The organism is Streptomyces sp. NPDC086777 (assembly GCF_040702065.1).
Lineage (GTDB): Bacteria > Actinomycetota > Actinomycetes > Streptomycetales > Streptomycetaceae > Streptomyces.
In genome coordinates this window covers 1-18,448 of the sequence record NZ_JBFBJI010000006.1, presented here as the reverse complement: position 1 = coordinate 18,448, position 18,448 = coordinate 1, and the positions used below count along the sequence as shown (strand labels likewise).

17 protein-coding genes are annotated in these 18,448 nt (G+C 71.0%); 7 read left to right on the top strand and 10 right to left on the bottom strand.

The genetic code is table 11. From position 1 onward, the window contains the following. The first annotated feature begins 100 nt into the window (after positions 1-100). A complete protein-coding gene (locus tag AB0472_RS10580; protein ID WP_366355232.1) occupies positions 101-631 on the top strand; it encodes a hypothetical protein in 531 nt (176 codons plus the stop codon). A 305-nt stretch (positions 632-936) separates the two neighbouring features. Here AB0472_RS10580 and msrA read toward each other — a convergent pair whose 3' ends face one another. The 3 genes from msrA to AB0472_RS10565 all read right to left on the bottom strand — a co-directional run bounded on the left by msrA (position 937) and on the right by AB0472_RS10565 (position 3,860). Continuing rightward, a complete protein-coding gene (gene msrA, locus AB0472_RS10575) occupies positions 937-1,449 on the bottom strand; it encodes a peptide-methionine (S)-S-oxide reductase MsrA (protein WP_351959435.1) in 513 nt (170 codons plus the stop codon). 80 nt (positions 1,450-1,529) lie between these two features. Beyond that, the gene (locus AB0472_RS10570; RefSeq protein WP_366355230.1) at positions 1,530-2,954 is read right to left on the bottom strand and encodes an APC family permease; all 1,425 of its coding nucleotides are present in this window, start codon (positions 2,952-2,954) and stop codon (positions 1,530-1,532) included. A gap of 33 nt (positions 2,955-2,987) precedes the next feature. Then, positions 2,988-3,860, bottom strand: coding sequence for a carbon-nitrogen hydrolase family protein (locus AB0472_RS10565; protein WP_366355228.1), 873 nt, complete (start codon positions 3,858-3,860; stop codon positions 2,988-2,990). 79 nt (positions 3,861-3,939) lie between these two features. On the opposite strand from AB0472_RS10565, the gene AB0472_RS10560 reads away from it, so the two are divergent. Together AB0472_RS10560 and AB0472_RS10555 are read left to right on the top strand one after the other, a co-directional pair. Next, positions 3,940-4,698 (top strand): FCD domain-containing protein, encoded by a 759-nt coding sequence (locus AB0472_RS10560; protein ID WP_366355226.1) that lies wholly within the window; start codon positions 3,940-3,942, stop codon positions 4,696-4,698. 145 nt (positions 4,699-4,843) lie between these two features. Beyond that, positions 4,844-5,959, top strand: coding sequence for a serine hydrolase domain-containing protein (locus AB0472_RS10555; protein WP_366355224.1), 1,116 nt, complete (start codon positions 4,844-4,846; stop codon positions 5,957-5,959). 14 nt (positions 5,960-5,973) lie between these two features. Here AB0472_RS10555 and AB0472_RS10550 read toward each other — a convergent pair whose 3' ends face one another. After that, a complete protein-coding gene (locus tag AB0472_RS10550; RefSeq protein WP_366355222.1) occupies positions 5,974-6,357 on the bottom strand; it encodes a VOC family protein in 384 nt (127 codons plus the stop codon). 82 nt (positions 6,358-6,439) lie between these two features. Here AB0472_RS10550 and AB0472_RS10545 point away from each other — a divergent pair, with 82 nt between their 5' ends. After that, positions 6,440-7,000 (top strand): iron chelate uptake ABC transporter family permease subunit, encoded by a 561-nt coding sequence (locus AB0472_RS10545; protein ID WP_366355221.1) that lies wholly within the window; start codon positions 6,440-6,442, stop codon positions 6,998-7,000. A gap of 1 nt (position 7,001) precedes the next feature. On the opposite strand, the gene AB0472_RS10540 is transcribed toward AB0472_RS10545, so the two are convergent. Further along, the gene (locus tag AB0472_RS10540) at positions 7,002-8,045 is read right to left on the bottom strand and encodes an NAD(P)-dependent alcohol dehydrogenase (RefSeq protein ID WP_366355219.1); all 1,044 of its coding nucleotides are present in this window, start codon (positions 8,043-8,045) and stop codon (positions 7,002-7,004) included. Between the two features lie 174 nt (positions 8,046-8,219). On the opposite strand from AB0472_RS10540, the gene AB0472_RS10535 reads away from it, so the two are divergent. Then, positions 8,220-9,140 (top strand): helix-turn-helix transcriptional regulator, encoded by a 921-nt coding sequence (locus AB0472_RS10535; protein ID WP_366355217.1) that lies wholly within the window; start codon positions 8,220-8,222, stop codon positions 9,138-9,140. Positions 9,141-9,222: 82 nt separating this feature from the next. On the opposite strand, the gene AB0472_RS10530 is transcribed toward AB0472_RS10535, so the two are convergent. The 5 genes from AB0472_RS10530 to AB0472_RS10510 form a co-directional block, all read right to left on the bottom strand. Beyond that, positions 9,223-12,471 (bottom strand): S8 family serine peptidase, encoded by a 3,249-nt coding sequence (locus tag AB0472_RS10530; RefSeq protein ID WP_366355688.1) that lies wholly within the window; start codon positions 12,469-12,471, stop codon positions 9,223-9,225. A 290-nt stretch (positions 12,472-12,761) separates the two neighbouring features. Then, positions 12,762-13,445, bottom strand: a complete 684-nt coding sequence (locus tag AB0472_RS10525; RefSeq protein ID WP_366355215.1) for an ABC transporter ATP-binding protein — start codon at positions 13,443-13,445, stop codon at positions 12,762-12,764. 231 nt (positions 13,446-13,676) lie between these two features. After that, on the bottom strand, positions 13,677-15,149 hold the full coding sequence (locus AB0472_RS10520; protein WP_366355213.1) for an ABC transporter permease: 1,473 nt from the start codon (positions 15,147-15,149) through the stop codon (positions 13,677-13,679). 187 nt (positions 15,150-15,336) lie between these two features. Continuing rightward, positions 15,337-16,599, bottom strand: coding sequence for an Ig-like domain-containing protein (locus AB0472_RS10515; RefSeq protein WP_366355211.1), 1,263 nt, complete (start codon positions 16,597-16,599; stop codon positions 15,337-15,339). 208 nt (positions 16,600-16,807) lie between these two features. Next, positions 16,808-17,149, bottom strand: coding sequence for a hypothetical protein (locus tag AB0472_RS10510; protein WP_366355209.1), 342 nt, complete (start codon positions 17,147-17,149; stop codon positions 16,808-16,810). A gap of 109 nt (positions 17,150-17,258) precedes the next feature. On the opposite strand from AB0472_RS10510, the gene AB0472_RS10505 reads away from it, so the two are divergent. Beyond that, a complete protein-coding gene (locus AB0472_RS10505; protein ID WP_093499425.1) occupies positions 17,259-17,576 on the top strand; it encodes an LAETG motif-containing sortase-dependent surface protein in 318 nt (105 codons plus the stop codon). Positions 17,577-17,617: 41 nt separating this feature from the next. Next, the gene (locus tag AB0472_RS10500) at positions 17,618-18,397 is read left to right on the top strand and encodes a hypothetical protein (protein ID WP_366355207.1); all 780 of its coding nucleotides are present in this window, start codon (positions 17,618-17,620) and stop codon (positions 18,395-18,397) included. The last annotated feature ends 51 nt before the right edge of the window (positions 18,398-18,448 follow it).

Sequence of the window (18,448 nt, the reverse complement as noted above, 5' to 3'; positions counted from 1 at the left end):
ACAGGCGTGCATCGGGTGGGTGGCGACGCCGCCCACCCGACGGCGCCCGGCCCTAGCATCCGGGGCAGGGGGGTCGGGAGCCCTCCGGACGGGGGGAGTTGTGCGGCTGACCGCTTCACGGCCGGTGATCCGGCGCTTCGTCGGTGCCGTCGTGGCCGGCGCCGCCCTGGCCGCGACGTCCGGGTGCACGGTTCCCGTCGACGCGGTCGCCGGCGTCTCCGTGACCGCCGACGGACATCTGCTCGGCGTGGTGATGGTCTGCGGGCATCACATCGACGGTGCGACCCTCTACGTGGACAGCGACGACGCCGACAAGGAGGTGACGGTCGGTTCGTGGACGTCCGCCCGCCCGCACCGGGCCGGTCTCGTCATCTGGCCCCTGGAATCCCCCGCCGCCGGCTGGACCACGACCCGGGCGCTCTCCCCGCTCACCGCGGGGACCACCTACATCCTTTACGGCGGGACGAAGGACAACTCCTGGTCGACGACGGACGTGTCCTTCACCCGGGCCGACCGGGACCGGCTCGCGCCGGGAGAGGTCCTGTACGACGACATCTCGGACGACGGCGACGAATCCGCGGCCGTCGTCTCCCTGACGCAGTTCAAAGCCACGGCCTGCCGGGACATGTGAGGTCCCGGCCGCACCCCGGCGCCCGGTAACGGCGCGGATCCCGTCCACGGGTGCTGACGACCGGTCCGGGCTCCCCGGCCCGCGCTGCGGGGCGGGGCGGGGCGGGGCGGTCCCGCGCGTCACACCGAACGGTTCTCCGCGCCGGCCATCCACGCCTGCTCCTCCAGGGAGACCGCCCCTGCTCCGCCAGGGAGTCGGCGACCGCGTCATCCGCTCGGCGGTGGCGTCGGCTGCCGCGCCATGACGCGGCCCGGCACCGGCGGTGCCCTGTGCGGGCTTCCACCGGGTGCCGGGCCGTACCGTGGTCAGCCCTCCGCGCGGACCGGCAGCTTCCAGCCGGGACGCGGGAAGTGGCAGGTGTAGCCGTCCGGGTAGCGCTCCAGGTAGTCCTGGTGCTCGGGCTCGGCCTCCCAGAAGGGGCCGACCGGCTCCACCTCGGTGACGACCTTGCCCGGCCACAGCCCGGAGGCGTCCACGTCCGCGATCGTGTCCTCGGCGATCCGCTTCTGCTCGTCGTCGACGTAGTAGATCGCCGAGCGGTAGCTGAGGCCGATGTCGTTGCCCTGGCGGTTCCTGGTGCTCGGGTCGTGGATCTGGAAGAAGAACTCCAGGAGAGCGCGGTAGTCGGTCTTCTCCGGGTCGAAGAGGATCTCGATGGCCTCCGCGTGCGTGCCGTGGTTGCGGTACGTCGCGTTCGGCACGTCACCCCCGGTGTAGCCGACCCGGGTGGCGGTCACTCCCGGCTGCCTGCGGATCAGGTCCTGCATCCCCCAGAAGCATCCGCCCGCCAGCACGGCCCTCTGCGTCTGCACAGTCATCGTGACCCCTCCAGTTCTCGTCGGCCCGGTCACTCGGGCTCCTCGGCTCGCACACCGGCGGCCTCCGATGTCCACCCCCCTCAACGCGTGCGGGGTCCCGGGGATTCCGTGCCCGCCGCCCGGTCCGTCGCCGTCGCCGTGGCGGGTGCCGCGTCCTGGTCCGGGTCCTCGTCGAAGGTCATCTCCGGCGGGGCCTTGCGGAAGCCCCTGGTGAGGTAGGCGAGGTAGCAGACGCCGAGGGCCAGCCAGATCAGGCCGAGGGTGCGGGCCCGGTCGTCGAGGTGGCACAGCAGCCACACGTCGACGACGGCGCCGACGGCCGGGAGCAGGACGTAGGACCACACGGCGGGGCGGCGGCCCGCGCGGCGCTCCCGGACGTAGGTGGCGATGACGGAGAGGTTGACGAAGGTGAAGGCGGTGAAGGCGCCGAAGTTGATGAAGGAGGTGGAGGTGGCGACGTTCAGGCGCAGCGCGATCAGGCCGACGGCACCGGCGAGGAGGATGTTGAGGGCGGGGGTGTGGTACTTGGGGTGGATGCTGCCGAAGACCTTCTTCGGCAGCACGGAGTCACGGCCCATCGCGTAGAGCAGCCGTGACGTGCTGGCCTGGGCCGCGATACCGGAGGCGAACTGGGCGACGATCAGGCCGGCCAGGAACACGGAGGAGAACAGGTCGCCGCCGACCGCCTTGGCGATCTCGAAGGCGGCGGAGCTGGAGTCGGTGAACGCGTACCCGGGGTGGGCCAGCTGGGTCGTGTAGGCGACGACGACGAAGATGCCGCCGCCGATCAGCGCGGTCAGCAGGATGGCGCGGGGGATGGTGCGCTGCGGCTCGACGGTCTCCTCGGTCAGCGTGGTGACCGCGTCGAAGCCGAGGAAGGAGTACGCGGCGATCGCGGCGCCCGCGGAGATGCCCGCGAGGCCGGTCGCGTGGTTCGCGAACGGGGTGGCGCTGACGAGTCCGGCCGCCCCCCGGTGCTGGAAGACGTGGTGCAGGCAGAGCAGGGCGAAGATCGCGACGACCAGGACCTGGAAGACCATCAGCAGGTCGTTGACGCGCTCCGCGGCCTTGATGCCCCGGATGTTGAGCGCGGTGGTGACGACGATGAACGCGATGATCCACACCCAGAACGGCACCGAGGGGTACTCCGCCTGGAGGTAGGCCCCGCCGATCAGCCAGATGACCATGGGCAGGAAGAAGTAGTCCAGCAGGGTCGCCCAGCCGACGAGGAAGCCGACCCGGGAGTCTATGGAGCGCCGTACGTAGGTGTAGGCGGACCCGGCGACGGGGTGGGTCGCGGCCATCTTCCCGTAGCTGTGCGCGGTGAAGAGCATGGCGACCAGGGCCAGCAGGTAGGCGGTCGGCACGGCGCCGTGGGTGCTGTCGGCGACGACGCCGAAGGTGCCGAGCACGATGATCGGGGTCATGTAGGCGAGCCCGAAGAGCACGACGGATCTGAGGGTCAGGCTGCGGGAGAGGGCGGGCGGGGAGGAGGGTGCGGACATGGCGTTCCTTGCGGGAGGAGGGGACGGAGCGGGTCAGTCGCCGGCCGGCCGCCAGCGGCGGGGGTCCAGGCGGCCGTCGTAGAGCGGGAGGTCGATGGGGGCGTCGGCCTCGGTGAACTGGTCCCACATGCGGTTCAGGCCCGCGGTGCCGAAGGCCCGTACGCGGGTGACGTCGTCCAGGTCGAGGACGTCGGTCAGCACCGTGGGCGCGGAGTCGGCGGCCTGGACGCGGACGCGCCCCTCCGGGTCGACGACCAGGCTGCGCCCGGTGCCGAGGGGGCCCGCGGTGTTGACGCTGACGACGTGGACCTGGTTGACGATGGCGTTGGCCCGGGCGAGGACGAGTTCCTGGGCCCGGTCGGCCGAGGTGGTCATGACCGGGTTGACGATGACCTCGGCGCCCATCCAGGCCAGGTGCCTGGCCACCTCAGGGAACCAGGCGTCGTAGCAGATGGCGAAGCCGACGCGGCCGGTGTCCGGCAGGTCCAGGACGACGAAGCGGTCGCCGGGGGTGTACGGCTCGAAGGGCCGCCACGGGAAGAGCTTGCGGTAGTGGGCGGCGAGCCGCCCCTCGGGGGAGAAGGCCAGGGCGGTGTTGAAGAGCTCGCCGGCCGGGCCGCGCTCGGCCACGGTGCCCGGGAACAGCCAGACGCCCAGGTCGCCCGCGAGCTCGGCGAGCTGTCGTACCCGGGGGCCGTCGAGCGGCTCCGCGGCGGCCGCCAGGCGGGCGTCCGACTCGGCGGGCGGGCCTTCGGTGCCGCACAGGTGCAGCTCGGGGTAGACGACGAGGCGGGTCTGCGGGAAGCGCGCCAGTACGCCCCCGACGTCTTCGGCGAAGCCGGACAGCGGGTCGGTGGCCGGGCGGGGAGGGGCCTGGACCAGGGCGACGGGGAGGGGTCGGGACATGGCCAGGAAATTAACTCAATATGAGCCCTTATACAATGGTCTCATTATGAGCAGTTTTACCGGCCGCTACATTGAAGGCATGACCGGCACCCCCGACGGATCCGCACCGGCGCACCCCGAGGGGCCGGTCCTCGCCCTCAACTCGCCCAAGCTGACCGGGATCCGCCGGCTCACCGCGCTGGAGACGGTGCGCGCCCGGATCGCCATGGCGGTCGACCTCGGGCTGCTCTCCCCCGGCGAGCGGCTGCCCCCGACCGGCGCCATAGCCGAGGCGCTCGACGTCGGGGAGATCACCGTGCGCCGGGCGCTCGGCTCCCTGTGCGCGGACGGCGTCCTGGAGCGCAGGCGGGGCCGCAACGGCGGCACGCTGGTCGCCGAACAGCCGGCCCGGGGGGTCGTCGGCGCGGCCGAGGCGTACCACGGGCAGAGCGCCGAGGTGCACCGTCTGATCGACGAGCGGACCGTTCTGGAGTGCGGGATCGCCCATCTCGCCGCGTGCGGGGTGACCGGCGCGGCCCTCGACGAGCTCGACGTGCTGGTCGCGGCCATGGACCGGGCGGAGAGCTGGGCGGAGTTCCACTCCTGCGACGAGCGGTTCCACCTCGCGGTGGCCCGCGCCACCGGCCTCGACGCGAGCGTCGAGAGCTACGGGAGCGTGCTGCGCCGGCTCTACGCGTACTACCTCCCCTACCCCCTCACCGCCCTGCGCGACTCCAACGACGAGCACCGGGCGCTGGTGGCGGCGCTGCGCGCGGGTGACGCGGCGGGGGCGGCCGACATCGCCCGCCGCCATGTGGAGACCCTGCACCGGACGATGTTCGTCGGGTTGACGGGCTGAGCAGTTCGGTGGAAGTGCCGCGATGCGCCGTCGGTCGACCGCACCGCCGTCGTGGCTGGTCGCGCAGTTCCCCGCGCCCCTTCGGGGGCGCTACCGCACCGATATTCGGTTGCCGGACGGCGCCCCCGCGGGCTCAATGGCAGGCATGGCCGACATCCAGGGCTCGTACGACGGGTTGTTCTCCGCCGTGCCCTCCACACTCGCCGGATTCGTCGACGACGGTGATGTGGGCGGTGCCGTTGCCGTCTTCGTGGACGGGCAGCCGGTGGTGGACGTGTGGGCCGGGTTCGCCGACGCCGGACGGACCCGGGCGTGGGAGCGGGACACGATCGTCAACGTGTTCTCCGTGACCAAGACGATGACCGCGCTGTGCGCGCTCGTGCTGGTCGACCGGGGGAAGCTGGACCCGGACGCACCGGTCGCCCGCTACTGGCCGGAGTTCGCGGCGGCCGGCAAGCGGCACGTGCTGGTGAGGCACCTGCTGTCGCACACCGCCGGACTGCCCGACTGGGAGGGACCGGTCGAGGAGCTGTACGACTGGACGACCGCCACGACGCGCCTCGCCGGCCAGGCCCCGCAGTGGGAGCCGGGGACGGCGGCCGGGTACCACTCGCTCACCCAGGGGTTCCTGGTGGGCGAGGTGCTGCGCCGGATCACCGGGCAAAGCGTGGGTGAGTTCTTCGCCGCGGAGGTGGCCGGGCCGCTCGGCGCGGACTTCCACCTCGGCCTCGGACCCGAGCACGACTCCCGGGTGGCGCTGACCGTGCCGCCGCCGGGCCGGGACGAGGACTACACGGCGAGTGCGCCGAGCCGCGACACGGCCCCGACCGCCCCCACCACCGCCACCGCCCTCCGCCTCCGGGACGGCAACGGCATCGCCTGGCGCCGCGCGCAGATCCCCGCGGCGAGCGGCTACGGCAACGCCCGTTCGGCCGCCCTCGTCCAGTCCCTGCTGGCCTGTGGCGGAACCGTCGGCGGGGTGCGGGTGCTGTCCCCCGAGGGGGGCGCGCGGGCCCGGGAGGTGCAGTTCGAGGGCGAGGACCTGCGCCTCGGCATGCCGGCCCGGTACGGCCTCGGCTACGGCCTGTTCGGCAGCGCCCTCGGCTGGGGCGGCTGGGGCGGCGCGCTGGTGTGGGTCGATCCCGACGAGCGGCTGGCGATCGCGTACGTGACGAACCAGATGCGCGAGCCCGCCGCCGACAACCGGGGCCTCGAACTGGTCATGGCCGCCCAGGACGGCGTCAAGGGGCTCCGGGGCTGACCCGGCGCCGAGGGTCAGCCGCCGCTGCCGTAGGGGCGGGTGAGGATCTCCAGACGATGGCCGTCGGGGTCGTCGAAGTAGGTGCCGCGGCCGCCGTCGTTGGTGTTGACCTCGCCGGGACGGTTGTGGTGCGGGTCGGCCCAGTAGTCGAGGCCGGCCTCCTGGACGCGGGTGAAGATCTCGTCGAAGTCGTCCTCGGAGACCAGGAAGGCGTAGTGCTGCGGCGGGATGTCCCCGGGGGTGTCCAGGTAGTCGAGGGTGACGCCGTTGGGCAGTGCGACCGGGGCGAACGGGCCGTAGTCGGGGCCGACTTCGAGACCGAGGATGTCGGCGAGGAACTTCGCCGAGGCGTGCTTGTCGTGCGCGGCGACGATGGTGTGGTTCAGGTTCACGGTCATCGTGGGACCTCCTCCTGTCCAACGTACCTCCGACACCAACCAAGGCAAGGCTCACCTTAGTTGCCGATCGGGAGAGTCGGTCGTGCGCGCGTTGAGGTTGCGGGCCGTCGTGGCCGTGTCCGCCCTGTCCGTGGTGGGCGGCCCGCCGGCCGGCCGCTCTTCGTCCGGCGGTGACGGCGACGCCGGTGCCGCCGCCCACGGTGACGGCACCGTGAACAGGGCCGCCGGCGCCCCCGAGGAGCCCGCCGCCGCACCGAGCGCCCCCGCCGCCGGGACGGGCTCCGACACCGGCACCGACGGCGTCTTCCCGCGCACGGTCACCCACGTCGAGGGAACGACCGCCATCGAGGCGCGGCCGAAGCGGATCGCCGTGCTCAGCACCGGACAGCTGGAACCTGCTCACCCTCGGCATCGCCCCGGCCGCCGGCACCCGCGAAGACAACCCCAGCCGGCACCGCGGCTCACCCGCACCCCCCAGCTGCCGCTGGTCTGCTCGGCGCCGACGGGTGCGGTCGTGCTGGTGGCCGCCGACCTGGTGGCCCGCACCCCGGTCCCTCCGCTGGAGATCCCGGTGGGTGCGCTGACCTCCCTGGTCGGCGGCCCCTGTCTGCTCCGGCTCCTCGGCCGGAAGCAGGGACGGTGACTCAGATCGTCGCCGTGTCGATCACGAAGCGGTAGCGGACGTCGCTGCTCACGACCCGCTCGTACGCCTCGTTGATCTGGTCGGCGTCGATGAGCTCGATCTCGGCGCCCAGGTTGTGCTCGGCACAGAAGTCGAGCATCTCCTGGGTCTCCTGGATACCGCCGATGCCGGAGCTGCTGAGGCTGCGGCGGTTGCCGAAGACGGAGGAGAGCAGGATGTGCACCGGCTCCTCGGGGATGCCGACGTTCACCATGGCGCCGTCGGTCTTCAGCAGCGACAGGTAGGCGTCGAAGTCCAGCGGGGCCGACACCGTGTTCAGGATGATGTCGAAGGTGCCCTTGAGGTTCTCGAAGGTCTTCGGGTCGCTGGTCGCGTAGTAGTGCGTGGCGCCCAGCTTCAGGCCGTCGTCCTTCTTGCGGAGGGACTGGGACAGGACGGTGACCTCCGCGCCGAGGGCGGCGGCGATCTTCACGCCCATGTGGCCCAGGCCGCCGAGGCCGACGACCGCGACCTTCTTGCCGGGACCGGCGTTCCAGTGCTTGAGGGGGGAGTACGTGGTGATGCCGGCGCACAGGAGGGGGGCCGCCACGTCGAGGGAGAGGCCGTCGGGGATGCGGACGACGTAGTTCTCGTCGACGACGACCTTCTGCGAGTAGCCGCCGTAGGTGGGCTGCCCGTCCTTGCCGACGGCGTTGTACGTCCAGGTCGGGCCGCCGCCGGTGCAGTACTGCTGGAGACCGGCCTTGCAGTTGTCGCACTCGCGGCAGGAGTCGACCATGCAGCCGACGCCCACCCGGTCCCCCACCGCGTACTTGGTGACACCGGGGCCGACCTCGGAGACGACGCCCGCGATCTCGTGACCGGGCACCATCGGGAAGATGGCCGTACCCCAGCCCTCGCGGGCCTGGTGGATGTCGGAGTGGCAGATACCGGCGAACCGGATGTCGATGAGGACGTCGTGTTCGCCGACCGCGCGCCGCTCGATCGTGGTCCGCTCCAGCGGTGCCTTGGCGGCGGGCGCGGCGTAAGCAGCAACAGTGGTCATGAGGGGGGTTCTCCTAGAGGTGTCTTCGCACCCGGTCGCCTTCTTCCGTCCCGGGCACGTTTCCAGACTCCTCCACGCTACGTCCGCCACCCAGCCCCCGCCTCTGCGTACGTCTGCCGTGCCTACCACCGGCGGGATCAGGTTCGGGTGCGTACGACCGTGAATACTGGAGATATGGAAGACCAGTCCCTGCCCGCCGCCGCAGCCCCCGCCTCCGCCTCCGCCTCCCCGTCCCTGGACCGGCGTGCCGAGCTCAGCGAATTCCTGCGCACGCGGCGCGCCCGGCTGCGCCCCTCCGACGTGGGGCTGCCGGACTTCGGGCGGCACCGCAGGGTGCCGGGGCTGCGGCGCGAGGAGCTGGCGCAGCTGGCCGGGGTGTCGGTGGCGTACTACACGCGCCTGGAACAGGGCAACGGGCGGAACGTGTCGGCGGAGGTGCTGGACTCTATCGCCCGCGCGCTGCGCCTCACCGACGCCGAGCACGCGCATCTCACCCACCTCGCCAAGGGCAAGCAGCACAAGAGGAAGGCGTCGGCGCGGCCGCAGCAGGTGCGGGCCTCGCTGGGGCAGCTGCTGGAGTCGATGGAGAACGTGCCGGCGTACATCGTGGGGCGGCGCTCGGAGATCCTGGCGTGGAACCGGATGGCGGCGGCGCTCTTCGGTGACTGGGCGGAGCTGCCGGTGGCGGAGCGCAACTGGGCCCGGCTGACGTTCCTGCGGCCCGACTACCGCGAGCTGTTCGCCGAGTGGGAGCAGAAGGCGATCGACATCGTCTGCCAGCTGCGGATGGACGCGGGCTGCTACCCGGACGACACCCGGCTCTCCGCGCTGGTGGGCGAGCTCTCCGTCAAGAGCGAGGAGTTCCGCCGGCTGTGGGCGACCCACGACGTCAAGGAGAAGTCGTACGGGGTGAAGCGGATGCACCATCCGCTGGTGGGTGAGCTGTCCCTGAACTACGAGTCGTTCCGGATGCCCGGCGACCAGGACCAGGCCCTGGTCACGTACCACGCGGAACCGGGCTCGGCGTCGGCCGAGGCGCTGCGGCTGCTGGCCAGCTGGGGCGCGGACGCCACCCGGGTGGCCCCGGCACCCTGACCGGCGGGCCTCCACAGAACGGCCCGCCGGAAGCCGCGCTTCCGGCGGGCCGCTCGCTGGGGTGCTACTCAGCGGCCACGGCTCACCTGCCGTAGTACGCGTCGTAGATCGAGACCGCCGAGGTGTTGCCCTTCTTGTCGGCGATCGTGGCGCGGAGCGAGACGGCCTTGCCCCGGGCCGGGTTCTTGACGGTGACGCTGCCGTGGCTGACCGTCACCTTCCGCCAGTTCCGGCCGTGGTCGTAGGACACGTACACGGTGAGGGACTTCAGGTTCCGGCCGGCGGCCGCGCCCTCGACGGTGACCGGGAAGGTGGCCTTCCCGCCCGCCGCGACGCGGCTGTCCAGGCCGGTCCTGGCGCCGAAGTGGACGGTGGAGGCCGGCAGCTGGACCGGCAGGGTGCCGCTGCCCGGCCTCTTCGAGCGGAAGGTCCAGCTCGCGTCGATCCGGGTGGAGGCCGCGGCGACCTTGGCCGAGCGGACGACCGAGGTGGTCAGCCGGTAGGCGGCGTCACCGGACGGCACCGTGAAGATGCCGTCGCCGAAGAGCGGGTCCTTGTTGGAACCGACCTTGGTGCCGTTGCGGTACAGGGTGGTCTTCACCGACAGGAAGTCGGAGGACCCGGCGTGCCTGCCACCGTCGGAGAAGAGCGGGACGATGCCGTAGATCTGGTTGCCGTCCCGGTACAGGCCGAACCCGCTGCTCAGCTCCGGCCCGAAGACGGCCGTGTTGAAGGTGTTCCCGTAGGTCCGGCCGGCCCTGTACGTCTTCGGGTCGCCCAGTGTGTAGAAGGCGTCGGCGATCGGCAGGCCCTGGGCGTCGTGCCCGGAGTACTGGGTGGCGTCGAAGGCCCACTGGGCGCCGTCCACCGTGGAGACGTGGAAGGTGCGGGTGCCGGGCAGCTTCTGCTCCACCGCGTCACCGCTGACGAAGTCCTCGCCGACGACACCCCACGGGCTGACCGCGCCGGTCTTGTGCGGGGCGGAGGCGCCGACGGTGTTGCGCACCGTGGCCAGTTCGCCCGTCCCGAAGTGCCGGACCTTGCCGCCCTGCACCTTCTTGACCTGGGCGCTGGTGGCGACGTCGTACTCCTCGGTGCCGCCCTTGGTGAACTGGCCGCTCCAGGTCTGGGTCAGACCGTTCGGGACCTCGCCGCCCAGCGGCGCGACCCGGATCTTGTCGAAGCTGTCGAAGCCGACCCCGAATCCGATGCCCGCCGGGTCGTACATGTAGTCGATCGTCGCCGTGTGCGGCTTGGCGCCGGCGTCCGGCACGGTGATGTCGGCGGCCTTGGCGGTGCGGGCGTCGACGGTGAGCGTGAGGTCCTTGGTGACGTTCACCTTCGGGTCCACCAGCCAGTCGACACCGCCGTCGAACGTGGTGAAGTCCTTGGCGATCAGGGCGTCCAGCAGGTACGTGCCCTTCGGCACCCGGAAGGTGGCGGTCCCGGTGCCGGAGACCGGCACGACGTAGTCGCGGCCGTTGCCGAGGCCCGCGTAGCCGGCGAGGTCGGTGTTGTACACGCCGGTCGGCTTGCCGTCACGTCCGATGTGCTTGACGGTGACGTCGTACGACTGCACCTCGCGCTGGACCGCGGCCGCCGTGCGGACGGTCTGGCCGCCGCCGGTCGCCGTGACGTACGCCGAGTAGGCGCCGTCGAGGGTGCCGCCCAGCCTGGTGTCGACGGTGAGGCCGACGGAGGTCGTGCCGCCCGCCGGGACGGTGACCCGGGTCGCGTCGAGCTTGAAGAGACCGGCCGGGGCCGCCGCGCCCTTGGGATCGGTGGCGGACGACGTCAGCGTGAGCGTCACGTCGGACGTGCCGGTGTTGCGGTACGTCAGCTGCCTGGTGAGCGGGGTGTCGTCGGTGTGCGGCCACTGCTGCACACCGAAGTTCACCGACACCGGGTCGGCGAGCACGGTCTGCTTGATGGCCTTGTCGACGGCGATCCGGCCCGAACCCTGCTGGAAGGGCGTGTAGTTGCCGCCTTTCGCGGAGCCGGTCAGGGCCGCCTTCAGCTCCTGGAAGCCCCAGTCGGGGTGCTCCTGCTTGAGGATGGCGGCGGCGCCCGCGACGTGCGGGGTGGCCATCGAGGTACCGGAGATGGTCAGGTAGCCGGGCGGGTTCTCGCCGACCTCCTGGTCGATGACGCTGCCCTTGGCCGCGGCCGCGGTGATGTCGACGCCGGGCGCGGTGACGTCCGGCTTGATGGACCCGTCGGCGGCGGGGCCGGTGGAGGAGAAGTCGGCCAGCCTGTCCTTGCCGTCGACGGCGCCGACGGTGAGCGCGTCGGCGGCGCTGCCCGGCGAACCGATCGACTCGGGGCCCTCGTTGCCCGCGGCGATCGCGAACAGGATGCCCTTCTGCTCGGAGAGCTTGTTCACCTCGGCCTCGAGCGGGTCGATCTCCGGGGTGTCGAAGCCACCGAGGCTGAGGTTGACGATGTCGGCGCCCTCGGCGGCCGCCCACTCCATGCCGGCGAGGATCCCGGAGTCGTCGCCGGAGCCGGTGTCGTCCAGGACCTTGCCGTTGAGGATCTTCGCGCCGGGTGCGACACCCGTGTACGTGCCGTGCGACTCGGCGCCGGTGCCGGCCGCGATGGACGCGACGTGCGTGCCGTGGCCGAAGTGGTCGGAGGCGTCGGCGGCCGTGCTGAAGTTCTTGGACTCGATCACCTGGTCCTTGAGGTCCGGGTGGCTCGTGTCCACGCCGGTGTCCAGGACGGCGATCCTGACGCCCTTGCCGTTGTAGCCGGCCTTCCATGCCGTGGGCGCGCCGATCTGCGGCACGGACTTGTCCAGGGCGGCCTTGCGGACGCCGTCGAGCCAGACGTGCGCGATGCCGGGCGCGGCCTTGTCCCCGTCGGTGACCGCGTCCCAGAGCTCGGGCGTCTCCTTGGCCGGGGTCTGCACCGCGTCGGCGTCGAGCGCCTTGAGGCTGTGCCGCAGGGCGCCCGCGTCCCGGACGTCGGCCCTGGTGGCGGTGGCGGCACCGCGGTAGCCGACGATGACCTTGAGGCCGTTGCGCTGCGCCCTGCGGGTCGCGGCCCCGTTCAACTCGGTGACGTCGAAGAGCCGTTGGTCCAGCTTGCCGGAGGCCACCAGCTGGACGGCGTCACCGGGGACGACGAGGGTGTGCCCGTGGACCTTGCTGATCCGGAAGGGTATGTGCCGGCGCCCCTGCGCCCGCTCCAGGCCGACGACCCGGCCCTTGGCGTCGAGGGCGACCCGGTCGCCGGTGATCAGGGTGACGTGGTGCTTGGCGGTGAGCGAAGAGGCGGCCGCTGCCGAGGCGGCGCGCGATTGCGGCTTCGCCGACGCCGGGCTGGTCATGCCCGCGGCGAGCGCGACGGCCGCTGCCGTGGCCACGGTGGCCACGGCAGCGCTTTTCACTTGTCTGCGCAAGACTCCCCCAGGAGACGGTGTGCCGGGCGAACTCCCCGTTCACCCGGCCGGGGGAAGTCTCGTACGCACATACGCCAACCCCCCGGAACACGGAGTATGCCGGGGGGTGATCAGCGGGCTCAATAGATGAGAGACCGGTAAGAAGAGTGCGGGACAACTGTTACGCGCCGGGGCGGACACCGTTACACAACCGCGCGGTCGACCGCGTCGCGCCGGTGTTATGCGCCGGCGTTCTCCTTGACGGTGATCTTGCCCTTGCGGATGGTCGCGAGACGCGGGGCCTTCTTCGCGATCGCGGAGTCGTGGGTGACCATGATGAAGGTCAGCCCGTGCTCCTTCCACATGCGCTCCAGTACGTCCATGATCTCGTCGCGCATGCCCTCGTCGAGGTTGCCGGTGGGCTCGTCGGCGAGCAGCACCTTGGGGTGCTTGACGAGGGCCCGGGCGATGGCGACGCGCTGCTGCTGGCCGCCGGACAGCTCGGAGGGCAGGTGGCCGAGGCGCTCGCCGAGACCGACCGAGGTCAGCGCCTCGGCGGCGCGCTCGCGCCGTTCCCTGGTCTTGACGCCGAGCGGGACGAGGGCGGTCTCGACGTTCTCCTGGGCGGTGAGCGTCGGGATCAGGTTGAACGACTGGAAGACGAAGCCGATGTTCTCGCTGCGGACCCGGGTCAGCTTGGTCTCGGAGAGCTTGGCCAGGTCGGTGCCGTCGAGCACGACCTCGCCGGAGGTCGGCCGGTCCAGGCCGCCCAGCATCTGCAGGAGGGTGGACTTGCCACCCCCGGTGGGGCCCTGGATGACCAGGCGGTCGCCGTCGGCGATGGTGAGGTCGATGCCGTCGAGGGCGCGGACGGTGTCCTTGCCGCGTGAGTAGAGCTTGGTGACGTTTCTGAGTTCGTACATGGTGGCTCCTGGAGGGTTTTCGGGGTGGGGCGGCTTGATCGTCGGCTGCGGGCGGTGGGGGCTGGTCGCGCAGTTCCCCGCGCCCCTTACGGGGCGCGATGTCCGCGGGCAGGCGTGCCGCAGGGCGGCACAGGTGGGCGCTGGGGTACCCCCGGCCGAAGGCTGGGGGGAGGCACCCTGCAAGCGCGGGTAAGCGTCCCCACCCCCGCCCCCAGCCTCAGCGGACGTCGGCTACTCGACGCGCCTGAGTGCGTCCGCCGGCCGCAGCCGCGACGCCCGCCAGCCGCCGAACGCACCCGCGATCAGGCCGCCGGCCACCGCGAGGCCCACCGCGAGGACGATCGTCGTCACGCTGACGGGTGCCGTGAGGGCGACCTCCAGGGTCTTCGCGGCCTGCCGGCCGGGACCGCCGCCGAAGCCGCCGCCCCCGCCGACACCACCGAAGCCGCCACCACCGGCGCCACCGCCCCCGCCGCCGAGCGAGGCCTGCAGCGTGGGGCTGATCTCGGTGACGACGTACGCGCCGACCAGGCCGAGCGCGATCCCGAGCGCACCGCCGACCAGGCCGTTGACCATGGCCTCGCCGATGACCTGCCGGGTGACCCGGCCGGACTTCCAGCCCAGCGCCTTCAGCGTGCCGAACTCACGGACGCGGCGGGAGACCGCCGAGGAGGTGAGCAGGCCGGCGACCAGGAACGCGGCCACGAGCACCGCGATGGACAGCCACTTGCCGACGTTGGTGGCGAGCGAGGACGCCGTGGACAGCGAGCCGGAGACGGTGTCCGCAAGGTCGGCGGAGGTGGTGACCGTCGTACCCGAGACGTTGCTCTGGATGGTCTTCTTGACCGAGGAGATCTGCTTGGAGTCGGTCGCCTTGACGTAGATCGTGGTGACCTTGTCCTTCTCGTCGGCGAGCGTCTGCGCCTGCTTCAGCGGCATGTACAGGTTGGCCGCCGCGTCACCGCTGTCGGCCGTCGCGATCCCGACGATCGTGAACTTGACCTTGTCGATGGTGACGGTCGAACCGACCTTGTACTTCTTCTCCTTGGCGTACGCCGAGTCGGCGACCAGCACCTTGGCGTCGGTCTCGGTGGTCTTGAAGGTACGGCCGCTGGTGATCTTCGACGAGGTCAGCGGGCCGACCTCGGTCTGGGTGACGTCGGTGCCGTAGACCGAGTACGAGTTGACGTCGAAGTTGGCGCCGCCGCCGCGGACCTCGCCCTGCGGCTGGCCGCTGCCGCCGCCGAAGCCGCCGCGGCTGCCGCCGGAGCCCTGGTTCTGCTGGAACTGACCCCGCGTGAACTGGCCGCTGATCTTGACCACGTTGAGGTTCAGCCCGCCGACCGCGGTCGCGACGCCCTTCTGGTCGCCGACCTTGGTGACGGTGGTGGAGGCGAGGGTGGTGAAGCCCTGCACCATGACCCGGTCACTGCTCTGCGTGCTCGACGAACCGTTCTTCTGCGCGTCGAAGTTGAAGCGGGGCCGCTGGGCGGCGCCCGTGGACGCCGACGCGGCCTTGGTGACCGTCATGTCCGTACCCAGGCCGTACAGCGACTGGAGGACCTTGTCCTGCGCCTTCCCCATGCCGTTGGACACGGAGTTGACCACAATGACCAGTGCGATGCCCAGCGCGAGGCCGGAGGCGACGACGAGAGCCGCCTTTCTGCGGCGGCGCAGTTCGCGCCTCAGGTAGGTGAAGAACATGACCGCAAGGTAGGGACGCACCGTGATGGCTCGATAAGGCCCAAATAAGAGATGCATGAGAAGGCTGTACGGAGGCCAGGAACGACCCCGCACCGGGCTGTCAGCGCAGGGTGTCCCGGACCCCCGCCAATGCCGAGGGCGGCCGTCCCCCGGGGGGACGCCGCCCTCGCTGCGCTGCCCGGACGGCTCAGACGGCCGAACCGGCCTTCCAGTCGGCCCAGTTCATGTTCCAGCCGTTGAGGCCGTTGTCGGGGGCCACGGTCTTGTCGCCGGTGTGGGAGATGACCACCACGTCGCCGACGATCGAGTGGCTGTACATCCAGTAGGCCGGCGTGCTGGTGTCGTTGGCGCCCTTGGTGTCGGACAGGCCCACGCAGCCGTGGCTGGTGTTCACCGAGCCGAAGACCGACTTGGCGCCCCAGTAGTTGCCGTGCAGGAAGGTGCCGGAGCTGGTGAGGCGGATGGCGTGCGGCACGTCCTTGATGTCGTATTCGCCCTTGCCGTCGCTGTCGGTGAAGCCCACGGTCGCGCCGTTCATGCGCGTCTCCTTGAACTTCTCGGACATCACCATGACGCCGTTGTACGTCTTGTTCTCGGGCGAACCGGCCGAGATCGGGATGGTCTTGACGGTCTTGCCGTCCTGGGTGACCTTCATCTCCTTCGTCTGGGCGTCGACGTAGGAGACCTGGTTGCGGCCGATGTGGAAGGTGACCGTCTTCTGCTGCACGCCGTAGACACCGGAGGCGCCCTCGACACCGTCGAGCGCCAGCTTCAGCGTGACGGTGGAGTTCTCCTTCCAGTAGTCCTCCGGGCGGCAGTCCATGCGCTGGGTGGAGAACCAGTGGCAGGCGACCTCCTGGCCGCTGCTGGAGGTGACCGTGACGCCCTTCTGGACGGCGGCCTTGTCGGTGATCTGCTTGTCGAAGTTGATCGACACCGGCATGCCGACACCGACGGTCGAGCCGTCCTCGGGAGTGAAGGTGCCTATGAAGCTGTTGGCCGGGGAGACCGTGGTGAAGGAGGCGTTCTCGTGCGCGACCAGGCCTGCGGAGTCCTTGGCCTCGGCGGCGACCTTGTAGGTGGTGGACCGCTCCAGCTGGGCGGAGGGCTTCCAGCTGGTCTTGTCGGCCGACAGCGCACCGGCGACCGCGGTGCCGTCGGCGGTCGTCATGGTGACGCCGGTGAGCGTGCCCTTGCTGACGGTGACGGCCGCGGAGTTGTTGATCGACGCGTTGGCCGAGCCGTCCTTGGGTGTGATGGTGATGTCGGCCTGCGACGACTTCTTGGCCGCGGCCTCGTCCGCCTGGGCCTGCGAGCTCTGGCCCCCGCCGGACGCCTTGCTGTCGTCGCCGCCGGAACACGCCGTGAGCACCAGTACACCGCCGAGCAGTGCGGACGCGGCCATCAGGCCCTTGCGCCGCTTACTGTCCGTCATCACACGCTTCTCCATCGTTGCCGAGTCCGCGAACACACCGGGAGTCCCCGTCAAGAGGTCCCAACGCTGCGGCCGCGTCGTCCCGTTCCACATTCTCCGGATCTGTGGGGCACAACACGCCCACGGGGGCGGCCGGTGCGGAAGGGACCGGTCCACACACCCCCCGAGACGACGAGACCCCGGACGGCGGTTGCCGCCCGGGGTCACCGGTTCCCCGGATCGCTCAGCCGATGCCGCCCTCTTCGTCGTCCTCGCCATCATCCTCGTCGAGATCCCAGTCCGGTGAATCGGGGTCGTAGGAAATCCGCTCGCTGGACCAGGAGGCCTGCTGGAGTTCGACCCCGGGCACCTCGCTGACCAGGTCGAACGGATCGACGAGATAGGCGAGTGCCTCGGCGGTGTCTTCCGTCACAGCGGCCTCGGCCTGGGTCCGTTCCTCGCCGGGCAGGTCGGGATCCCCGGCGATCCGCCGCAGCGCGGCCTTGGTGACCTCGTCGCCGTCCTCCACCTCGAGGACCAGCTCCACCCGAAGCCGCACAAAACGTGATGTCTCTGGAGTGCTCATGGCGGGAGCGTACGACCGAAACCTCCCGTGACTTTCCCGTGACCCGCGATTTTCACTAACATCTGCCCACACGGCCAATTCGCCAGCGCCACAAGGGGATCGATATTCCGTGTCATCCGCTCGCCGCCCGTTGCTGACCGCCACCGCCGCAGGCACGCTCCTGTGCGCGCTGTGGTTCGTCCCGTCCGCCCACGCGTCGCAGGACGCCCCGGCGAGAACCGGCACGTCGGAGAGTACGGCGACCCGGGTCACCCAGCAGGCGAGGGCGCTGTCGGAGGCCACGTCCGAGGCGACCGGGGACGCCACCCACCTCGCCGACACCGGCAGCCCGGACACCACGCCGTACGTCGTCGGCGGCACCCTCTTCCTCGCCGTCGGCGCGGGCTTCGTGGTCTACTCGGTCCGCCGGGAGCGCCTGGAGTTCTAAACGACTTGACCAGTCTTTGACCGAGGACCCACAGTCCTCCCATGAAGAGATCACCGGGCGTGCGGACCTGCGCCCTCGCCGTCGGCGGCGCGCTGTCCCTCGCCCTCATCACGGGCTGCTCCGGCGGGAGTTCCACGGACACCTCGGGCACCGCGCGCAAGGCGTCCACCGTCAGGGCGCTGGGCACCGCGGAGTTGAAGCAGCGGATCCTCGCGCAGGGCGAGGTGGACGGCTACAAGGTCAACGCGATCGGCGAGGCCGCGACCCGAAGCGCCGTCAAGTCCAGCGACGACAAGTGCCGCCCGCTCGCCTACGTCCTCACCGGCCTCGCCCCGGCCGACCCGGCGTCCGAGATCGGCCGCACGGTGCGCGAGGAAAAGAAGGACCCCACCGACGACGCGACCTCCCTCGACGACATGGCCGACGGCAAGTTCGAGAGCGCGCTCAAGGACTCCCTGAACCTGGACGTCACCTCCCTCGACCTGTCGTCGTACGACGGCGACGGCGCGCGGCAGGCCCTGCGGGCCCTCTCGACCGCCCTGGAGAACTGCACCACGGGCTTCACGGGCGGCACCTCCGGCGACGAACAGAAGGTCACGAAGGTCACGCCGGCCAAGGCGTCCGGATCGGGCGACGAGTCGATCGCCTTCACCGCCACCACCGACGTGGACGGCGACAAGGGCCCGCTGCACGCCGAGGTCGTCCGCTACGGCAACACGGTCGCCACGTACTTCACGATGAACATCGGCGCCATGATGACCGCCGAGCCGTACACGGTGCCACCGGCAGTGATCAAGGCCCAGTCGGCAAAGCTGGGGTAGACGCGCGGTTCCCCGCGCCCCCCCAACGGGCCGCGGGAACGCCCAACCAAG